This window comes from Mesorhizobium sp. P160187 (genome assembly GCF_057766425.1).
On the sequence record NZ_JBYMDX010000003.1, the window covers coordinates 1225777 to 1238891 of the forward strand.

The window sequence follows — 13115 nt, forward strand, 5'->3', positions numbered from 1 at the left end:
CACAAGCTCGGACTGGTGGGCTTCAGAGAACTGACACGAGTATTTCCAAATACTGTTGATTGCAGCCTGCTTCCAATGGATCTGAGCCAGAATATCATCCAGCAGCAATGGATGAGCTACGGCCTGGATTCCGAAACCGGCAACGACACCTGCACGCTGACCGGCAACCGCGCCGAATCGAGCAAGCATGTCATTCCGGCCGGTCCGGCCAACGCCACGCCCTCTATTGCGGCGAACCTGCCGAAATTCGTGACGACGCGCGGTGGCGATTATTTCTTCGTGCCCAGCCTCAACGCCATCCGGATGATTGCCGTGGGAACGGTGGACCCGACCTGACCCTCAAGGCTATGTCCAGTGCCCCAGCGCACCCGCCAGCGCGATGGCCGCCATGGCGAGCAGGGCCAGCTTCCAGAAATCGCCGCGCCGCTTCAGGCCCGGCCAGCCGAGCGGCTTGATCAGCTGAATGGCCATGATGCCGATGATGACGAGCGCGAGGAGTTTCGACATGCCCGCCTTTGAGCAGCATCGCGACAGGCTGTCAAAGCGGTTCTTGCATGGTCTCGGTCGACTTGGCCATTCCTGACAAAAGGCTCGTTTCCGAACCGACCGCGAAGCACCTCGCAGCTTTCTTCAACGAGCTGACATGCTCCTGACAGACTGCTGTCAGGAGGGGTATGCGATAGTGTCTCCATCAGAGAAGAGGAGATGGTCATGAACAGCTTTGGTATTTTGAACAGCGTACAGCACTATGTCGGCAAGATCCGCACGATGCGCAATGAAGTCCGTACCCAGCGCTTCCTGAACTCCTTGCCGGCGGACATCCGCAAGGACATTGGCTGGCCGGATATGTATGAGGGTCACAGCCGCATTCGCGAGATCTGAGGCGTTTTACATGACAATGCTTGGATGCGAACCCCGCAAGGCCCGGATCATTGACATGGCCCCCCCGGGCGGCGACCCCTCGGGCTGGCGCAAAAACTTTGGCGCCTGCTACGGACAATGCTGAAGGCTCCTGACAGAATGCTGTCAGGAGCACCATGCCATAAACGTGTCAGGAGACATGAATGGTGAAAAGCTGGAACGACAGGCTGAACACGCCGGGCGTCAACGGCGTGAAGCCGACGCCACGCACAATGGGCGACGTCGTCGAGGGCCAGCCGATGCTGGTGCCGACGCCCCGTCAGGTCGATGATTTCATCCGCACGATCCCCAACGGCGTCGAGATGGATGTACGCGCCTTGCGCACCGCGCTCGCCATCGAGCATGGGGCGCAAGTGACATGTCCGGTCACCATCGGCTATCATCTGCGCACCGTCGCCGAAGCCGCCAATGAGGATCTCGAACGCGGCATGACGCTGAACGATACCACGCCGTACTGGCGTGTGCTCGACGTGAACACGCCGACAACGAAGAAATTGTCCTTCGGCGCGGAATTCGTCGCCGTGCAGCGCAAGCGCGAAGGACTTAAACCATAATGCGTGTCGCCCAAAAGTGCGCAGCGGTTTTTGGGAGAACGACAAGCATAAAACAGGAGATGGATGTCACCCGGAACCGGTTTCGGGACCGTGACATTCATAGAAAAGCAGCCGAGGGACCATACGATGCGACGTGCCGACAGGCTCTTTCAGATCGTGCAGCACCTGCGTGGCGGCCGGCTGGTCACCGCCCAGAAGCTCGGCACATGGCTCGAGGTTTCCGAGCGGACCATCTACCGCGACATCGCCGATTTGCAGTCGACCGGAGTGCCGATCGACGGCGAGGCCGGCGTCGGCTACATGATGAGGGAGGGTTTCGACCTTCCGCCGCTGATGTTCACGCGTGACGAAATCGTCGCGCTGGTCGCCGGCGCCCGCATGGTGCGGGCCTTTGGCGGTGCGGCCATGGCGCGTGCGGCCGACGAGGCGCTGGTCAAGATCGGCGCCGTGCTGCCGGACGCCGAGAAGGACCGCATCGCCCGCACCGAGATCCACACGCCGATGTGGGTGGTGAGCGACGCCGCGCGTGAGGCGATCGACGTGATCGAGCGCGCTGTCGAGAAGCGACAGGTGCTGACCATCGACTACCGCGACGAGGCCGGCCGCGGCACCGGGCGTGACATCCGTCCGCTCGGTCTGTGGTTCTGGGGCAAGGTATGGACGCTGGTTGCCTGGTGCGAGATGCGCGACGATTTCCGCGCCTTCCGCATCGACCGCATCGCCTCGGTGGTCATCGCCGGCCGCATCTTCAAGCCTGAGCGCGGCAAGCAGCTTGCCGACTTCTACCGCGCCGTCGAACGCTCGGAGGACTATGGCATGACGCCGGACCGGGCGGCGCGCAGCTGAGACTTCGATAATCAATGAAAAAGCCCGCTCGAAGCGGGCTTTTTTGATGAACTGTCGCAAACCTTACTCGTCGTCCGCATCTTCCTTCTTGGACTTGAGCGCCGAGAGCTTGGCGAACACGGCGTTTGCGTCGAGCTCGGCATCCTCGTCCTTCGGCTTCTCCGGCGCCGGCACCAGGCGCTCGGTCACGGCAGCCGGCAGCAGCGTGTCGCCGACAGGCTGCGCCTGCTCGCGGCCGCGCGAGGCGCGGTTGACTTCCATGTCGAGGTCGATCTGCGAAGCGAGACCCAGCGTCACCGGGTCCATCGGCTGCAGATTGGCCGAATTCCAGTGCTTGCGCTCGCGGATCTGTTCGATCGTCGACTTGGTCGTGCCGACCAGGCGCGAAATCTGCGCGTCCTTCAATTCCGGATGGTTGCGGACCAGCCACAGAATGGCGTTGGGCCGGTCCTGGCGCTTCGACAACGGCGTGTAGCGGGGACCCTTGCGCTTGGATTCCGGCACCCGCACCTTGGGGTCGGACAGTTTCAGGCGCTGGTTCGGATCCTTCTCGGCGCGCGCGATCTCGTCGCGGGTCAGCTGTCCGGTCATGATCGGGTCCATGCCCTTGATGCCTTGCGCCGATTCGCCGTCGGCGATCGCCTTGACCTCGAGCGGATGCAACCCGCAGAACTGCGCGATCTGCTCGAAGGAAAGCGCGGTGTTGTCGACCAGCCAGACGGCGGTCGCCTTGGGCATCAGCAGCGTATTGGCCATTTCAAAAATCCTTCTCGTTCGCCCGCGTTCCCGCGCGGGCGGTGGTTTAGAGCCACCAAAATGGGAAATTCGCGGCCTGTATAACCGCTCCGCTGCCGTTTCGCAATGTTTTTGGCGCAGGGCGCAGCCGTCGGACACCGGACAGCGGGGGAGGCCAGGAGGACCTCGGCTCCGGCGATCATTGATGCCGAGTTGTACAGGGGGTCCAAAACGACAAAACCCGCCGGACAGGGTCCAGCGGGCTCGGAACCGGCGACGGGATACCGTCTGCGGCGGCTCTTGCTTCTGCCGCGTGGTCAGGCCTCATCGGCCGACCAGGCTTCGAATTAGATGGCCTTGCGGGCAATCCTCTCGATGTCGCCGCGGCTGATGCCGAGGTCGCTGAGCTGACGGGCGTTGAGCTTGTTCAGCTCGCGCACGGTTTCGTTGTACATACGCCAGTTACGGAAAGCGCGGATCGGGTTCATGGTTGTCCTCCAGTTGTTGGATCAAATCGTTTCGATGACGCTTAGATAGGCAGTGCTGCCCACGAATTGAACAGACGTCTTTGCATAGCCGCAATGCAAATGCTGCATTGCAGCATCAAGCTTCTGTTCATCTTGCCGACAGGCTGAGCGCGGAGCATGGCGCGAGGTTCAGGTCAGGCCGAGCAGAGAATGGCGGCTCCCGAGAACCGGAGCGGAGCGTACTTCAGTACGAAGCACCGGCCTACGCCGGCCGTAGCCTTAACTGCCGCAACCCCTCATGAGGGCTTCGGCCGGCGAAGGCCGGAAGCGCAGGGAGCCGCCATTCGCAGGCCGGCCTCACCTGAATCTCGCCCCATCTAGCCGACGTCGAGAACGATCTTGCCTATATGCTCGCCCTCTTCCATGCGCTCATGCGCCCGCCAGGCGTCGGTCAGCGGGAAGATCATGTCCATCACCGGCGCTACCTTCCGGGTGCCGAGCAGCGGCCACACCTGTGCTTCCAGTGCGGCGGCGAGCGCCGCCTTGAACTCGACCGTGCGAGGCCGCAGCGTCGAGCCGGTGTGGGTCAGCCGCTTGACCATGATTTTCGAGAAATCGGCGCTCGCCACCGCGCCGGCCTGGACGGCGATCTGGACGATCCTGCCCTCGACCGCGGCGGCGTCGTAGTTGCGCGCGATATAGTCGCCGCCGACCATGTCGAGAATGACGTCGGCCCCCTTGCCGCCGGTCGCATCCTTGACCGCCGCGACGAAATCCTCCTCGCGGTAGTTGATCGCCCGGTCGGCGCCGAGCTTCAGGCAGGCGTCGCATTTCTCCTTCGAGCCGGCGGTGGTGACGACATACGCGCCGAAGGCCGACGCCAGCTGGATCGCCGTGGTGCCGATGCCCGATGAGCCGCCATGGACCAGCAGCGTCTCACCCTTTTTCAAGCCGCCGCGCTCGAACACATTGTGCCAGACGGTGAAATAGTTTTCCGGAACCGCGGCCGCCTCCGTGTGGGTGAAGCCGGCGGGCAGCGGCAGCACGCTGCCGGCATGAACCTTGACATATTCGGCATAACCGCCCCCCGGCGTCAGCGCGCAGACCCGGTCGCCGATGCGCCAGCGCGATATCTCGTCGCCAAGGGCGGCCACTTCGCCCGATGCCTCGAGACCGAGCAGGTCGGAGGCGCCGGGCGGCGCCGGATAGGCGCCCTTGCGCTGCTGCACGTCGGGGCGGTTGACGCCGGCCGCACGCACCCGGATCAGGATTTCGCCGGGACCAGGCACCGGCACGTCGCGCGTTTCCGGTTTCAGCACCCGCGGCCCGCCCGGTTGCGAGATTGCGATGGCCGTCATCGTGGCTGGAATTTTATGTCCGCTCGCCATGAAATTTCCCGTCTCGGTCCGCCGGTCTGTCGCCGGCTGCCAGCTTCTTGCCGGCTGTTTGCATCTGCGCCCCTGCCCTATGTATGCTGATTGCCGGATCAGGCAAATGGCCAAATCAGCCCAATACTGAATAGGGAGGAGCGACGATGGCGATCTTCGACGACGAACCCAAAAAGAAAGCCCGCCCGCATGAGATCGGACAGGATCTGTCGCTGCTTTCGGTCGGTGACCTTACCGAACGGATCAGCATCCTGCGCGAGGAGATTGCCCGGCTGGAAGCCGAGCTCCAGACCAAGGGCAGCACCAAATCGGCGGCCGAAGCCCTGTTTCGCCGCGGCTAGTTTTCGCGTTAGTTTCGGCGTTGAGCATCCGCCGCCGAAAAGCCCGAATGCGCCTGTCTTCAGACCCCGCCACCGAATCTCCAGACGGATCAAACAATGTTTGCAAGCTACAGGCCGATCCTCTCGCTGCTTCGCGGCACCGCTTTCCTGCTCGCGGCTTCGGGACTGCACGGCCTGTTGTTGCCGTTGCGCGGCCAGCTCGAAGGGTTTTCGACCGCATCGCTCGGTCTGATGGGCACGGCCTGGGCCGGTGGCTTCGTCACCGGCTGCTTCTTCGCACCGCGCCTGGTACGCCGCGCCGGCCACGTCCGGGCGTTCGGCGCCTTTGCCGCTTCGGGCGCCATCGTGGCGTTGCTTACCGGGCTGATCATCGACGAATATGTCTGGATCCTGCTGCGTGCCTTCACCGGCTTCACCATGGCCGGAGCCTTCATGGTCATCGAAAGCTGGCTGAACGAGAAGGCCACCAACGAGAACCGCGGCACCGTCTTCGGCCTCTACATGATGGTCACCTATGCCTCGATCATGGGCGGCCAGATGATCGTTGCCGGCGGCGACGTCAGATCGGCGTCGCTGTTCATGATCACCGGCATATTGTTCTGCCTGTCGCTGATCCCGACCGCGGTGTCGTCGGCTTCGTCTCCCAAGCCTTTGCAGGACGTCAAGCTCGACGTCAAAGGTCTCTACGCCAACTCGCCGGTGTCGGCGATCGCCTGCCTGTTGGTCGGCATCGCCAATGGCGCCTGGGGCACGCTTGGCGCCGTCTACGGCGCCCGTATCGGCATCTCCACCGCCCAGATCGCACTGATGATGAGCCTTGTCGTTATTGCCGGCGCGGCCATGCAGCTTCCGGCCGGACGCCTCTCCGACAAGACCGACCGCCGTTTCGTGCTGGCGGGCGCGGCTTTCGGCGCCGCACTGTTCGCCATCCTGATCTTCCTGTTCGAACCGCGTTCCGCCGTCCTCGTCATTGTCTTCGCCGCCGCCTACGGCGCCTTTGCCTACACGCTCTATTCGATCGCCGTGGCGCATGCCAACGACCACGCCCGATCGGAGGATTTCGTCAAGGTCTCGGGCGGCCTGCTGCTTCTGTATGGCTTCGGAACCATGATCGGGCCCTTGCTGGCTGCCGCCCTGATGGGCTGGCTCCGCCCCGAAGGCCTGTTCCTGGCCACCGCGCTGGCGCATCTCAGCCTCGCCGCCTACACGTTGCTGCGCATCAGCCGCCGCGCGCCGGTGCCGATCGAAGACCGCGATGCCTTCAAGACCCAGCCGGCCGATCGCTCGGTCACCCCTGAAGCACTGCGGCTCAGAAAAGCGGAAGCCGACGGTTGAGATTTGAAAAGCTTTGCCCCACAAGTATAGGCATGATCTTTTCTGACGCCTTCATGGCGATTGCCGACCCCAACCGGCGCTATCTTCTGGAAGAGCTCCGGCGTGGCCCGAAAACCGTCAACGAACTGGCTTCGGGCCTGCCAGTCTCCCGCCCGGCCGTGTCCCAGCATTTGAAAGTGTTGCTGGACGCCGGTCTGGTTCAGGCCAGGGCCGAGGGCACGAGGCGGGTCTATACAGTCAGCAGTGCCGGCTTCCTCAAGCTCAATATTTGGCTTCAGTTCTGGGAAGCATAGGCCGCGATTCCAGCTCGCCTCCCTGGCTTTCAAGTGTCCGTTGCCAGCGCCTTGCCCAGCGCATCGAGCAGGAATCCGGTACCATGCTCGCGCGATGACGGTGTGTCGTGCCTATCGAGAAACGCGCCCTGCTCGGTCAGCACCAGACGCGTGCCCGTGCCTTCCGGGCGAAGCTCAATTGTCGCCAGCGAAACCGAGATTCTGACATCACCGAACAGCATGTCGTAGCTGTAGACGATGCGCTGGTTGGGCACGATGTCCTGATAGGTGGCGGTATAAGTGTGGATCGGCCCGTCCTTCGGCCCGCCGGCATTGACCTCCTGGCCGCCGACGCGAAAATCCATTTCGTGCCTGTGGGTCATCGGGTTGTCGGGGTCGGCGAACCAGCGCCGCTTGGCGGCCGGATCGCTGAGCGCGAAATAGACTTTCGCCGGTGCAACTGGATAGAGGCGCTCGAGGACGAAGGTGGAGTGGACGACGGATCGTTCGGCCATGTCAGGTCCTCGTGGTCAGCTTGATGGTTTCTGCGCGACGAAGACGCCGTCGCGATAGGACGCGCCGAAATAGACTTCGACGGCGCGCAACCTGTCGTCATGGAACAGATGCAGTTCGGTGTTGCGGAAGGTCTTTCCGTCCGCCGTCTCGCAGCGATAGAGGACAAAGGCGGCGTCCTCGTCCTCGCATATCCGTTCGATGACGATCGAGCTGAAGGCCGGGCTGTCCGGCCAGCAGCGCTCGAAATAGGTCGCACGGTCGATGGCGTCGTCATAGGGGCTGGTGAAGGTGAAATCGTCGGCGAGCACCGCCGCGACGGCAGCCTTGTTATTCGCCTGGTAGGCGGAAAAATAGCCGCGGATCAACTCCGCTCTGCTTTTGCCGGGCATGGTCATTTCTCCTCTGCTTCAGGTCATTCGGTCCCGGCGAGAAAATCGCCGAGCCGGTCGAGCCGACGCTCCCATGTCAGCCGCCGTTCGTTGATCCAGTGTTCTGCGCTGCGCAGCGCCTGCGGCGCGATCTGGCAGGTGCGAACGCGGCCGAGCTTTTCCGAGCGCACCAGCCCGCTTGCTTCGAGCACGTTGAGATGCTGGACGACGGCCGACAGCGACATCGCCAGCGGTTCGGCCAACTGGCTGACCGAGGCCGGCCCACGCGACAGCCGTTCGACCATGCTGCGCCTGGCCGGGTCTGCGAGCGCCTGGAACATCAGGTCGAGCTGGGCGGGATCGTGCAGCATCGCGATCAGCCGTTATTGTAGGGAAAGAACTTGAAGTAGGGCTGCGCCTCCTCGACCACCCGGGCGAAGGACGGCCGCTTGAGCAGGCGGTCGTGGTAGTGTTTCAGGGCCGGATAGCTGTCGCCGAATGGCTCGACCTTGTTGGCGTAGAACAGCGCCGGCGAGGCCGCGCAGTCGGCCATGGTGAAGGTAGGCCCGGCCGCCCAGAGTTTCGAGCGCATCTCCTCCTCGATGATCGCATAGGCGTTGCGCAGTTGCGCGCGCGCCTCATCGACCCCGAACGGATCGGTCTTGTCCTGCGGGCGCAACCTGTCGCCGACGATCTTCTGCATCGGCGCCTGCACGTAGAAATCGTAGAAACGGTCGGCCTGGCGGACCTGGAGGGCAAGATCGGCCTCGGCCGGGATGAGCTCGACCGGCCCGGGATAATGCGCGGCCAGATATTCGATGACGATGGTCGATTCCAGCACCGTGCGATTGCGTGCATCGTCACGCAGCGCCGGCATCTTGCCGGTCGGCGACACCTTCAGGAATGCTGCCCGCGACTGCTCGTCGCCGAGGTCGACGATAACCGGCGTAAAGGGCGTATCGTTCTCGTAAAACGCAATCAGCGGTTTCCAGCAGAACGATGCCAGCGGATGGAAATGGAACGTCAGGGACATTTTTTGCTCGTCTGTTTGCGGTTCGTCGATCCTGGAGCGGTGCCAGCCAGCGCCAACACTGAAGCATTTACTTAACTATTTCCGTGAGGCGAATGTGTCAAGGTTCGAGACTGCCTTCAGGGCTTGGTATGCGTGACGATGGCGGCAACGATCGTGCCCCAGTCGTCGGGATGCAGTTCGTGGCCACCGCCTTCGACGCGGACAAGCCGCCCGCCGGCAACAGCGTCGGCAAGGGCTGCGCCATGCTCGACCGGAAAGATCGGATCCGATGTCCCGTGAATGACGAGCAGCGGAACCTTGATCTCGCGCAGGCGTCCTTTCAGATCCTCGCAGCTCTTCAGCATGAAATGGTTAGTCGCGCTCAGGAAGCCGCCGGATCGGTCGTAGTCCTGTTGGACGAACGCCCGCATCGCCTTCTCGTCGAACGGATGCGCGGTGCTGGCGATCGCACGCGCATCCTTGACGACGAAGCCGATCACCTGGTCGCGGTCCGACCAATCGACCTTGGCGCCATCGGCCGAGTGCTCCATATAGGCCTCGGTCGTCGCCGGCAGGTGCGATGTATCGATCCCCACCGGCGAACTGCTGATCACCGTCAGTGTGATGACACGCGAGGGATGTCTCAACGCCAGTCGTTGCGCGATCATGCCGCCCATTGACATCCCGAACACATGCGCCTTGCCGATGCCGCAACCGTCGAGGACGCGCACCGCATCGTCCGCCATGTCGTCGAACGTATACGGCGGCTCGCCCGTCGCATATTTGGTCGACAGGCCGGTATCGCGATTGTCGTAGCGGATCACGAAACGGCCCTCGCCGGCGAGTTTTTTGCAGAGCGCCTCCGGCCACCACAGCATCGAGGCCATGGCGCCCATGATCAGCAGAACGGTTGGATCGCCGGGATCCCCAAACGTCTGGGAGACGATTTCGGGTGCTGCGGCCCGTGTCATGGGACTCTCCTCGCATCGGCCAATCAAAGGCCAACCAAACTGATTGCGTTTTGCTATCGGTTGCACGATAATAAAACTGATACGATAATGCAACTGGTTTTTGAGGAGAGTCGGATGAAAACCGAACACCGCTCGGGATGCCCGATCAATCTGTCGCTGGAAGTGTTCGGCGATCGCTGGAGCCTGATCATCCTGCGCGACATGATTTTTGGCGGCAAACGCCACTTTCGCGAACTGCTCAACGGCTCGATCGAGGGCATCGCTTCCAATATCCTGGCCGACCGGCTGAAGCGGCTGATGGAACTCGGCATGCTGACCAAGGCCAACGACCCCTCGCACAAGCAGAAGGCGATCTACAGCCTGACCGAGATGGCCATCACGCTGGTGCCGATCATGGCGCATCTCGGCGCTTGGGGCCGCGTCTGGCTGCCGGTGAGCGAGGAGCTTTCGATCCGCGCCGAACTGCTGGAGAAAGGCGGACCGCCAATGTGGGAGCAGTTCATGGACGAGTTGCGCCACGACCATCTGGGCACGCCTGTCGCCACACCCGCGCGGCCTTCCGTCCGCGCTACATTGCAGGCCGGATATGAGGCGGTGGTCGCCCGCAAGGCGTCGAGCGGCATCGAGGCCCCCGCCGCTTGACCAACTTATTTCCCCATTATCAGGCCGGCTCTGCTATCAAGGGGCTGAAAAACATAATTTACGGGATTGGATAACGCTCTTGGTCGAGAACTCTAAGGATACTGCCCGCGCCCGGGCGGATATGCGTTTCAAGAAGCAGGAAGAGGCCGCCACGGTGCGGCAAAAGGCGATGGCGGAGTATGTCGCCGAGGCCGACGCCCGCCAGGCCAAGACCAACAAGCTCCGGGCATTGCGCCTTGCCAAGGAAGCGGAAGACCTCGCCAACGCCCCTGCCGTTCCGGTCAAGAAAGCGCCCCGAGCCAAGAAAAAATAGCGCGGCCTTCTTCATCGACGCCCGATCTGGATGCCGGCGGATCGTATCCGCCATGTGCCACGATCAGCAATGCCCGCCATTTCCGCTTTCCCACGCGAAGCAATTTCAACCGCAACCGGGATTTCGCATCCCGCATGTCAGGTCGATGATTGACGCGTTTTGATCAGGAGACAGCCATGACCGCACTGACCCTCGAAAAAGCCAAGCACATCATCGACGCCGCCTTCGCCAAGGGCGCCGAGCTGAAGCTCAAGCCGCTCGGCGTTTCCGTGCTGGACGCCGGCGCGCATCTCGTCGCCTTCCAGCGTCAGGACGGAGCCTCGTTCCTGCGCCCGCAAATGTCGGCCGGCAAGGCCTATGGCGCGCTCGCCATCGGGATGGGCTCGCGCCGTGTCGAGGCTTTCGCCAAGGAGCGGCCGCATCTCGTCGCCGGCATTTCCGACGTCTCGGGTGGACGCGTGTTGCCAGTCGTCGGCGGCGTGCTGATCCGCGACAAGGCAGGCGCCGCCATCGGCGCCGTCGGAATTTCGGGCGATACGTCGGACAATGACGAGGCCGCCGCCATCGCTGGCATCGAAGCCGCCGGCTTCACCGCCGATCCGGGCTGAGGGGGAGCTTCGTGATCCCAGGGCGAAGCAGGAGCGAAGCTCCGTCGCGAAGACCCCGGGATCCTGTGTGTAAGCGGAGCAGAATTCTGAACCGTTGCAACGCCTTAGCTTCACGGAATGGATCCCAAGGTCTGCGCCGCGTCGCTTCGCCCCAGGAGGACCAGAAAGAGCAGCCACGCCAATCGCGAACGGATGCGACCATCCAACGAAGGCGGCTAGTTCAAATTTATGTCTCTACTCGCCGACCGCATCGACACCGAAAACCCGGCCAGCACATCGAACAGGGCGATCACCATCAGCGTGAAGAAGACGGAGTGCGCCGCGCCCTTCACCAGCAGGAACTCGACCAGGAACGCCACGAAGACCAGCGTCGACAACAGATGGTCCATGATCGAGGCGTTCGTGGTGCGCACCGACTTCACCATTTCGAGGAACAGGAAGATCAGCCCGATCACCACCATCAGGTCGCCGAGCGTCATCGAGAACACCCCGCCCGACATCATGCTGAACGAGAAGATCTCGGTCGCCCACGGATCGTCGCCGCTGCCGAATATTCCGAGGAGTCCGAGATTGTAGGCCACGAAGGGCACGATCAGCAGCGGGATGGCACCGAACATCAGGCGTCTCCTCTAGCAGTTCCAGGAAAGCGGTTTCCCAAGGAATTGCCTAAACAATGGGGGCACCTTCTGTAGAATGCCCCGCAGGCACGCCGTCAAGATTTTTCGCTAGCGCCCGCAAACACGGAAAAAGACCGTGCGAAACAACCCTGTCAGCCACAGTTGCCCCGGCTGACCACCGACACGCCGGATTCAGCGCTTGAACTGGCCTGTCCGCACGGCGGCGCCGATAGCGTTGAGGATGAAAAGGCCGGCGGTCATCGAGGTGATCTCGTTGACGTCGCGCGCCGGCGCGATCTCGACGATGTCGATGCCGACGACACGTCCCTTGGCGAACAGCCCCTTGATCAGTTCGATCGTCTGCCGGTAGCTGATGCCGCCAGGCGCCGGCCCTTCGACCGCCGGCATGACAGCGGGATCGAGACCGTCGGCATCGATGGTCAGGTAATAGCGGCCACGGTCCGGGATGCGCTTGAGCAGCGCCGCCGTACCGATATCCTGCCATTCATTGGCGGTGACGATGTTGGAGCCGTAGGCGCGGGCCGCCTCGACCTCCTCGAGCCGGGCGCTGCCCTGGCCGCGGATGCCGAGCTGGAAAATCCCGGCTATATGCGCCATCTCCGAAGCGCGGCGGATGGGGCTGGAATAGCCTTCCCTGACCCCGTTGACATTGTCGCGCCAGTCGAGATGGGCATCGATCTGAACCAGGGTGATCGGCCCTTCGCCGTCCAGCGCCCGCAGGATCGGGATTGGAATGCCGTGATCGCCGCCAATGGTGATCGGCAAGGCGCCGGCGACGCGGATCTTGCGGATCGCCGCTTCGGCCAACCTGTAGTGGCCGCCGGCGGCATCGCCGGGGACATCGCCGACATCGACCACCTTGACGTCCTGCCCGTCGAACAAGGTTCCGCCAATGTCGAAATCATAGCGGTCGAGCCCGAGGCTGATGCGCTGCGAGGCGCGCCGCACCGCGGTCGGCGCGTTGGTCTGGTCGTTGACCAGCTCGTCTATCGTGTAGGGACTGCCGTAAGGCATGCCGATGATGGCGACATCCGCCTTCAGCGCATCGAGGTCCTCGACCAGCGGGAAGTTCATGAAGGTCTGGAAGACATCGCGGGGTGCTGTGGTGAGTTTGGTCATGCGGTCCCTCTGAAGCCGGTCGATCATCGCGCGGAAGCGCCGCGACAAGGCATGCGGACTCAATACAGC

General features: G+C 62.9%; 21 protein-coding genes. 10 read left to right on the forward strand and 11 right to left on the reverse strand.

Annotated features, from left to right (window positions below):
* The first annotated feature begins 15 nt into the window (after nucleotides 1-15).
* Nucleotides 16-336 (forward strand): hypothetical protein, encoded by a 321-nt coding sequence (locus tag AC3CCE_RS09260; protein WP_488377128.1) that lies wholly within the window; start codon nucleotides 16-18, stop codon nucleotides 334-336.
* A gap of 9 nt (nucleotides 337-345) precedes the next feature.
* Here the strand turns inward: AC3CCE_RS09260 and AC3CCE_RS09265 are convergent, their stop codons facing one another.
* Nucleotides 346-507: a hypothetical protein gene (locus AC3CCE_RS09265; protein WP_352511906.1), complete on the reverse strand. Its 162-nt coding sequence runs from the start codon at nucleotides 505-507 to the stop codon at nucleotides 346-348.
* A gap of 204 nt (nucleotides 508-711) precedes the next feature.
* Between AC3CCE_RS09265 and AC3CCE_RS09270 the strand changes: the two genes are divergently transcribed.
* From AC3CCE_RS09270 to AC3CCE_RS09280, 3 genes are all read left to right on the forward strand, one after another.
* The gene (locus AC3CCE_RS09270; protein ID WP_023670139.1) at nucleotides 712-882 is read left to right on the forward strand and encodes a hypothetical protein; all 171 of its coding nucleotides are present in this window, start codon (nucleotides 712-714) and stop codon (nucleotides 880-882) included.
* 182 nt (nucleotides 883-1064) lie between these two features.
* Nucleotides 1065-1475: a hypothetical protein gene (locus AC3CCE_RS09275; RefSeq protein ID WP_352511908.1), complete on the forward strand. Its 411-nt coding sequence runs from the start codon at nucleotides 1065-1067 to the stop codon at nucleotides 1473-1475.
* 126 nt (nucleotides 1476-1601) lie between these two features.
* Nucleotides 1602-2321 (forward strand): helix-turn-helix transcriptional regulator, encoded by a 720-nt coding sequence (locus AC3CCE_RS09280; RefSeq protein WP_023683994.1) that lies wholly within the window; start codon nucleotides 1602-1604, stop codon nucleotides 2319-2321.
* Between the two features lie 63 nt (nucleotides 2322-2384).
* Here AC3CCE_RS09280 and AC3CCE_RS09285 read toward each other — a convergent pair whose 3' ends face one another.
* The 3 genes from AC3CCE_RS09285 to AC3CCE_RS09295 all read right to left on the reverse strand — a co-directional run bounded on the left by AC3CCE_RS09285 (nucleotide 2385) and on the right by AC3CCE_RS09295 (nucleotide 4911).
* Nucleotides 2385-3077, reverse strand: a complete 693-nt coding sequence (locus AC3CCE_RS09285) for a DUF1013 domain-containing protein (protein ID WP_023670142.1) — start codon at nucleotides 3075-3077, stop codon at nucleotides 2385-2387.
* Between the two features lie 326 nt (nucleotides 3078-3403).
* A complete protein-coding gene (locus AC3CCE_RS09290) occupies nucleotides 3404-3544 on the reverse strand; it encodes a DUF1127 domain-containing protein (RefSeq protein ID WP_023670143.1) in 141 nt (46 codons plus the stop codon).
* Between the two features lie 356 nt (nucleotides 3545-3900).
* The gene (locus AC3CCE_RS09295; protein WP_352623612.1) at nucleotides 3901-4911 is read right to left on the reverse strand and encodes an NAD(P)H-quinone oxidoreductase; all 1011 of its coding nucleotides are present in this window, start codon (nucleotides 4909-4911) and stop codon (nucleotides 3901-3903) included.
* A gap of 146 nt (nucleotides 4912-5057) precedes the next feature.
* Between AC3CCE_RS09295 and AC3CCE_RS09300 the strand changes: the two genes are divergently transcribed.
* The 3 genes from AC3CCE_RS09300 to AC3CCE_RS09310 all read left to right on the forward strand — a co-directional run bounded on the left by AC3CCE_RS09300 (nucleotide 5058) and on the right by AC3CCE_RS09310 (nucleotide 6880).
* The gene (locus AC3CCE_RS09300; RefSeq protein ID WP_023670145.1) at nucleotides 5058-5252 is read left to right on the forward strand and encodes a DUF1192 domain-containing protein; all 195 of its coding nucleotides are present in this window, start codon (nucleotides 5058-5060) and stop codon (nucleotides 5250-5252) included.
* Between the two features lie 96 nt (nucleotides 5253-5348).
* Entirely contained in the window at nucleotides 5349-6587 is a 1239-nt protein-coding gene (locus tag AC3CCE_RS09305) for an MFS transporter (protein WP_023683997.1), read from the forward strand.
* A 32-nt stretch (nucleotides 6588-6619) separates the two neighbouring features.
* Nucleotides 6620-6880, forward strand: coding sequence for an ArsR/SmtB family transcription factor (locus tag AC3CCE_RS09310; RefSeq protein WP_352623615.1), 261 nt, complete (start codon nucleotides 6620-6622; stop codon nucleotides 6878-6880).
* A gap of 29 nt (nucleotides 6881-6909) precedes the next feature.
* Here AC3CCE_RS09310 and AC3CCE_RS09315 read toward each other — a convergent pair whose 3' ends face one another.
* The 5 genes from AC3CCE_RS09315 to AC3CCE_RS09335 form a co-directional block, all read right to left on the reverse strand.
* A complete protein-coding gene (locus AC3CCE_RS09315; protein WP_352623617.1) occupies nucleotides 6910-7374 on the reverse strand; it encodes an SRPBCC family protein in 465 nt (154 codons plus the stop codon).
* Nucleotides 7375-7389: 15 nt separating this feature from the next.
* Nucleotides 7390-7764, reverse strand: coding sequence for a nuclear transport factor 2 family protein (locus AC3CCE_RS09320; RefSeq protein WP_032887163.1), 375 nt, complete (start codon nucleotides 7762-7764; stop codon nucleotides 7390-7392).
* A 23-nt stretch (nucleotides 7765-7787) separates the two neighbouring features.
* Nucleotides 7788-8114: an ArsR/SmtB family transcription factor gene (locus tag AC3CCE_RS09325; protein WP_023699361.1), complete on the reverse strand. Its 327-nt coding sequence runs from the start codon at nucleotides 8112-8114 to the stop codon at nucleotides 7788-7790.
* A 5-nt stretch (nucleotides 8115-8119) separates the two neighbouring features.
* Nucleotides 8120-8776, reverse strand: a complete 657-nt coding sequence (locus tag AC3CCE_RS09330) for a glutathione S-transferase family protein (RefSeq protein ID WP_023816408.1) — start codon at nucleotides 8774-8776, stop codon at nucleotides 8120-8122.
* A gap of 116 nt (nucleotides 8777-8892) precedes the next feature.
* A complete protein-coding gene (locus AC3CCE_RS09335) occupies nucleotides 8893-9726 on the reverse strand; it encodes an alpha/beta fold hydrolase (RefSeq protein WP_352623618.1) in 834 nt (277 codons plus the stop codon).
* A gap of 114 nt (nucleotides 9727-9840) precedes the next feature.
* Between AC3CCE_RS09335 and AC3CCE_RS09340 the strand changes: the two genes are divergently transcribed.
* From AC3CCE_RS09340 to AC3CCE_RS09350, 3 genes are all read left to right on the forward strand, one after another.
* Nucleotides 9841-10368, forward strand: a complete 528-nt coding sequence (locus tag AC3CCE_RS09340) for a winged helix-turn-helix transcriptional regulator (RefSeq protein ID WP_352623620.1) — start codon at nucleotides 9841-9843, stop codon at nucleotides 10366-10368.
* A 79-nt stretch (nucleotides 10369-10447) separates the two neighbouring features.
* Nucleotides 10448-10681: a hypothetical protein gene (locus AC3CCE_RS09345; protein ID WP_023684002.1), complete on the forward strand. Its 234-nt coding sequence runs from the start codon at nucleotides 10448-10450 to the stop codon at nucleotides 10679-10681.
* 176 nt (nucleotides 10682-10857) lie between these two features.
* Nucleotides 10858-11289, forward strand: coding sequence for a GlcG/HbpS family heme-binding protein (locus AC3CCE_RS09350; RefSeq protein ID WP_023684003.1), 432 nt, complete (start codon nucleotides 10858-10860; stop codon nucleotides 11287-11289).
* A gap of 215 nt (nucleotides 11290-11504) precedes the next feature.
* Here the strand turns inward: AC3CCE_RS09350 and AC3CCE_RS09355 are convergent, their stop codons facing one another.
* Both AC3CCE_RS09355 and AC3CCE_RS09360 read right to left on the reverse strand, forming a co-directional pair.
* Complete coding sequence (locus AC3CCE_RS09355) at nucleotides 11505-11906, reverse strand: hypothetical protein (RefSeq protein ID WP_023670154.1); 402 nt, start codon at nucleotides 11904-11906, stop codon at nucleotides 11505-11507.
* 192 nt (nucleotides 11907-12098) lie between these two features.
* Nucleotides 12099-13046 carry an agmatinase gene (locus tag AC3CCE_RS09360; RefSeq protein ID WP_352623623.1) on the reverse strand — a complete coding sequence of 316 codons (948 nt, stop codon included), beginning with the start codon at nucleotides 13044-13046 and terminating at the stop codon, nucleotides 12099-12101.
* Nucleotides 13047-13115: the final 69 nt, after the last annotated feature.

Excerpts from the sequence above, each read along its gene's own strand:
- AC3CCE_RS09360 (WP_352623623.1), bottom strand. The coding sequence starts at position 13,046 with ATGACCAAACTCACCACAGCACCCCGCGATGTCTTCCAGACCTTCATG.
- AC3CCE_RS09265 (WP_352511906.1), bottom strand. The coding sequence starts at position 507 with ATGTCGAAACTCCTCGCGCTCGTCATCATCGGCATCATGGCCATTCAG.
- AC3CCE_RS09285 (WP_023670142.1), bottom strand. The coding sequence starts at position 3,077 with ATGGCCAATACGCTGCTGATGCCCAAGGCGACCGCCGTCTGGCTGGTC.
- AC3CCE_RS09305 (WP_023683997.1), top strand. The coding sequence starts at position 5,349 with ATGTTTGCAAGCTACAGGCCGATCCTCTCGCTGCTTCGCGGCACCGCT.
- AC3CCE_RS09270 (WP_023670139.1), top strand. The coding sequence starts at position 712 with ATGAACAGCTTTGGTATTTTGAACAGCGTACAGCACTATGTCGGCAAG.
- AC3CCE_RS09355 (WP_023670154.1), bottom strand. The coding sequence starts at position 11,906 with ATGTTCGGTGCCATCCCGCTGCTGATCGTGCCCTTCGTGGCCTACAAT.
- AC3CCE_RS09330 (WP_023816408.1), bottom strand. The coding sequence starts at position 8,776 with ATGTCCCTGACGTTCCATTTCCATCCGCTGGCATCGTTCTGCTGGAAA.
- AC3CCE_RS09275 (WP_352511908.1), top strand. The coding sequence starts at position 1,065 with ATGGTGAAAAGCTGGAACGACAGGCTGAACACGCCGGGCGTCAACGGC.
- AC3CCE_RS09350 (WP_023684003.1), top strand. The coding sequence starts at position 10,858 with ATGACCGCACTGACCCTCGAAAAAGCCAAGCACATCATCGACGCCGCC.
- AC3CCE_RS09280 (WP_023683994.1), top strand. The coding sequence starts at position 1,602 with ATGCGACGTGCCGACAGGCTCTTTCAGATCGTGCAGCACCTGCGTGGC.
- AC3CCE_RS09340 (WP_352623620.1), top strand. The coding sequence starts at position 9,841 with ATGAAAACCGAACACCGCTCGGGATGCCCGATCAATCTGTCGCTGGAA.
- AC3CCE_RS09295 (WP_352623612.1), bottom strand. The coding sequence starts at position 4,911 with ATGGCGAGCGGACATAAAATTCCAGCCACGATGACGGCCATCGCAATC.
- AC3CCE_RS09325 (WP_023699361.1), bottom strand. The coding sequence starts at position 8,114 with ATGCTGCACGATCCCGCCCAGCTCGACCTGATGTTCCAGGCGCTCGCA.
- AC3CCE_RS09310 (WP_352623615.1), top strand. The coding sequence starts at position 6,620 with ATGATCTTTTCTGACGCCTTCATGGCGATTGCCGACCCCAACCGGCGC.
- AC3CCE_RS09315 (WP_352623617.1), bottom strand. The coding sequence starts at position 7,374 with ATGGCCGAACGATCCGTCGTCCACTCCACCTTCGTCCTCGAGCGCCTC.
- AC3CCE_RS09300 (WP_023670145.1), top strand. The coding sequence starts at position 5,058 with ATGGCGATCTTCGACGACGAACCCAAAAAGAAAGCCCGCCCGCATGAG.
- AC3CCE_RS09290 (WP_023670143.1), bottom strand. The coding sequence starts at position 3,544 with ATGAACCCGATCCGCGCTTTCCGTAACTGGCGTATGTACAACGAAACC.
- AC3CCE_RS09320 (WP_032887163.1), bottom strand. The coding sequence starts at position 7,764 with ATGCCCGGCAAAAGCAGAGCGGAGTTGATCCGCGGCTATTTTTCCGCC.
- AC3CCE_RS09335 (WP_352623618.1), bottom strand. The coding sequence starts at position 9,726 with ATGACACGGGCCGCAGCACCCGAAATCGTCTCCCAGACGTTTGGGGAT.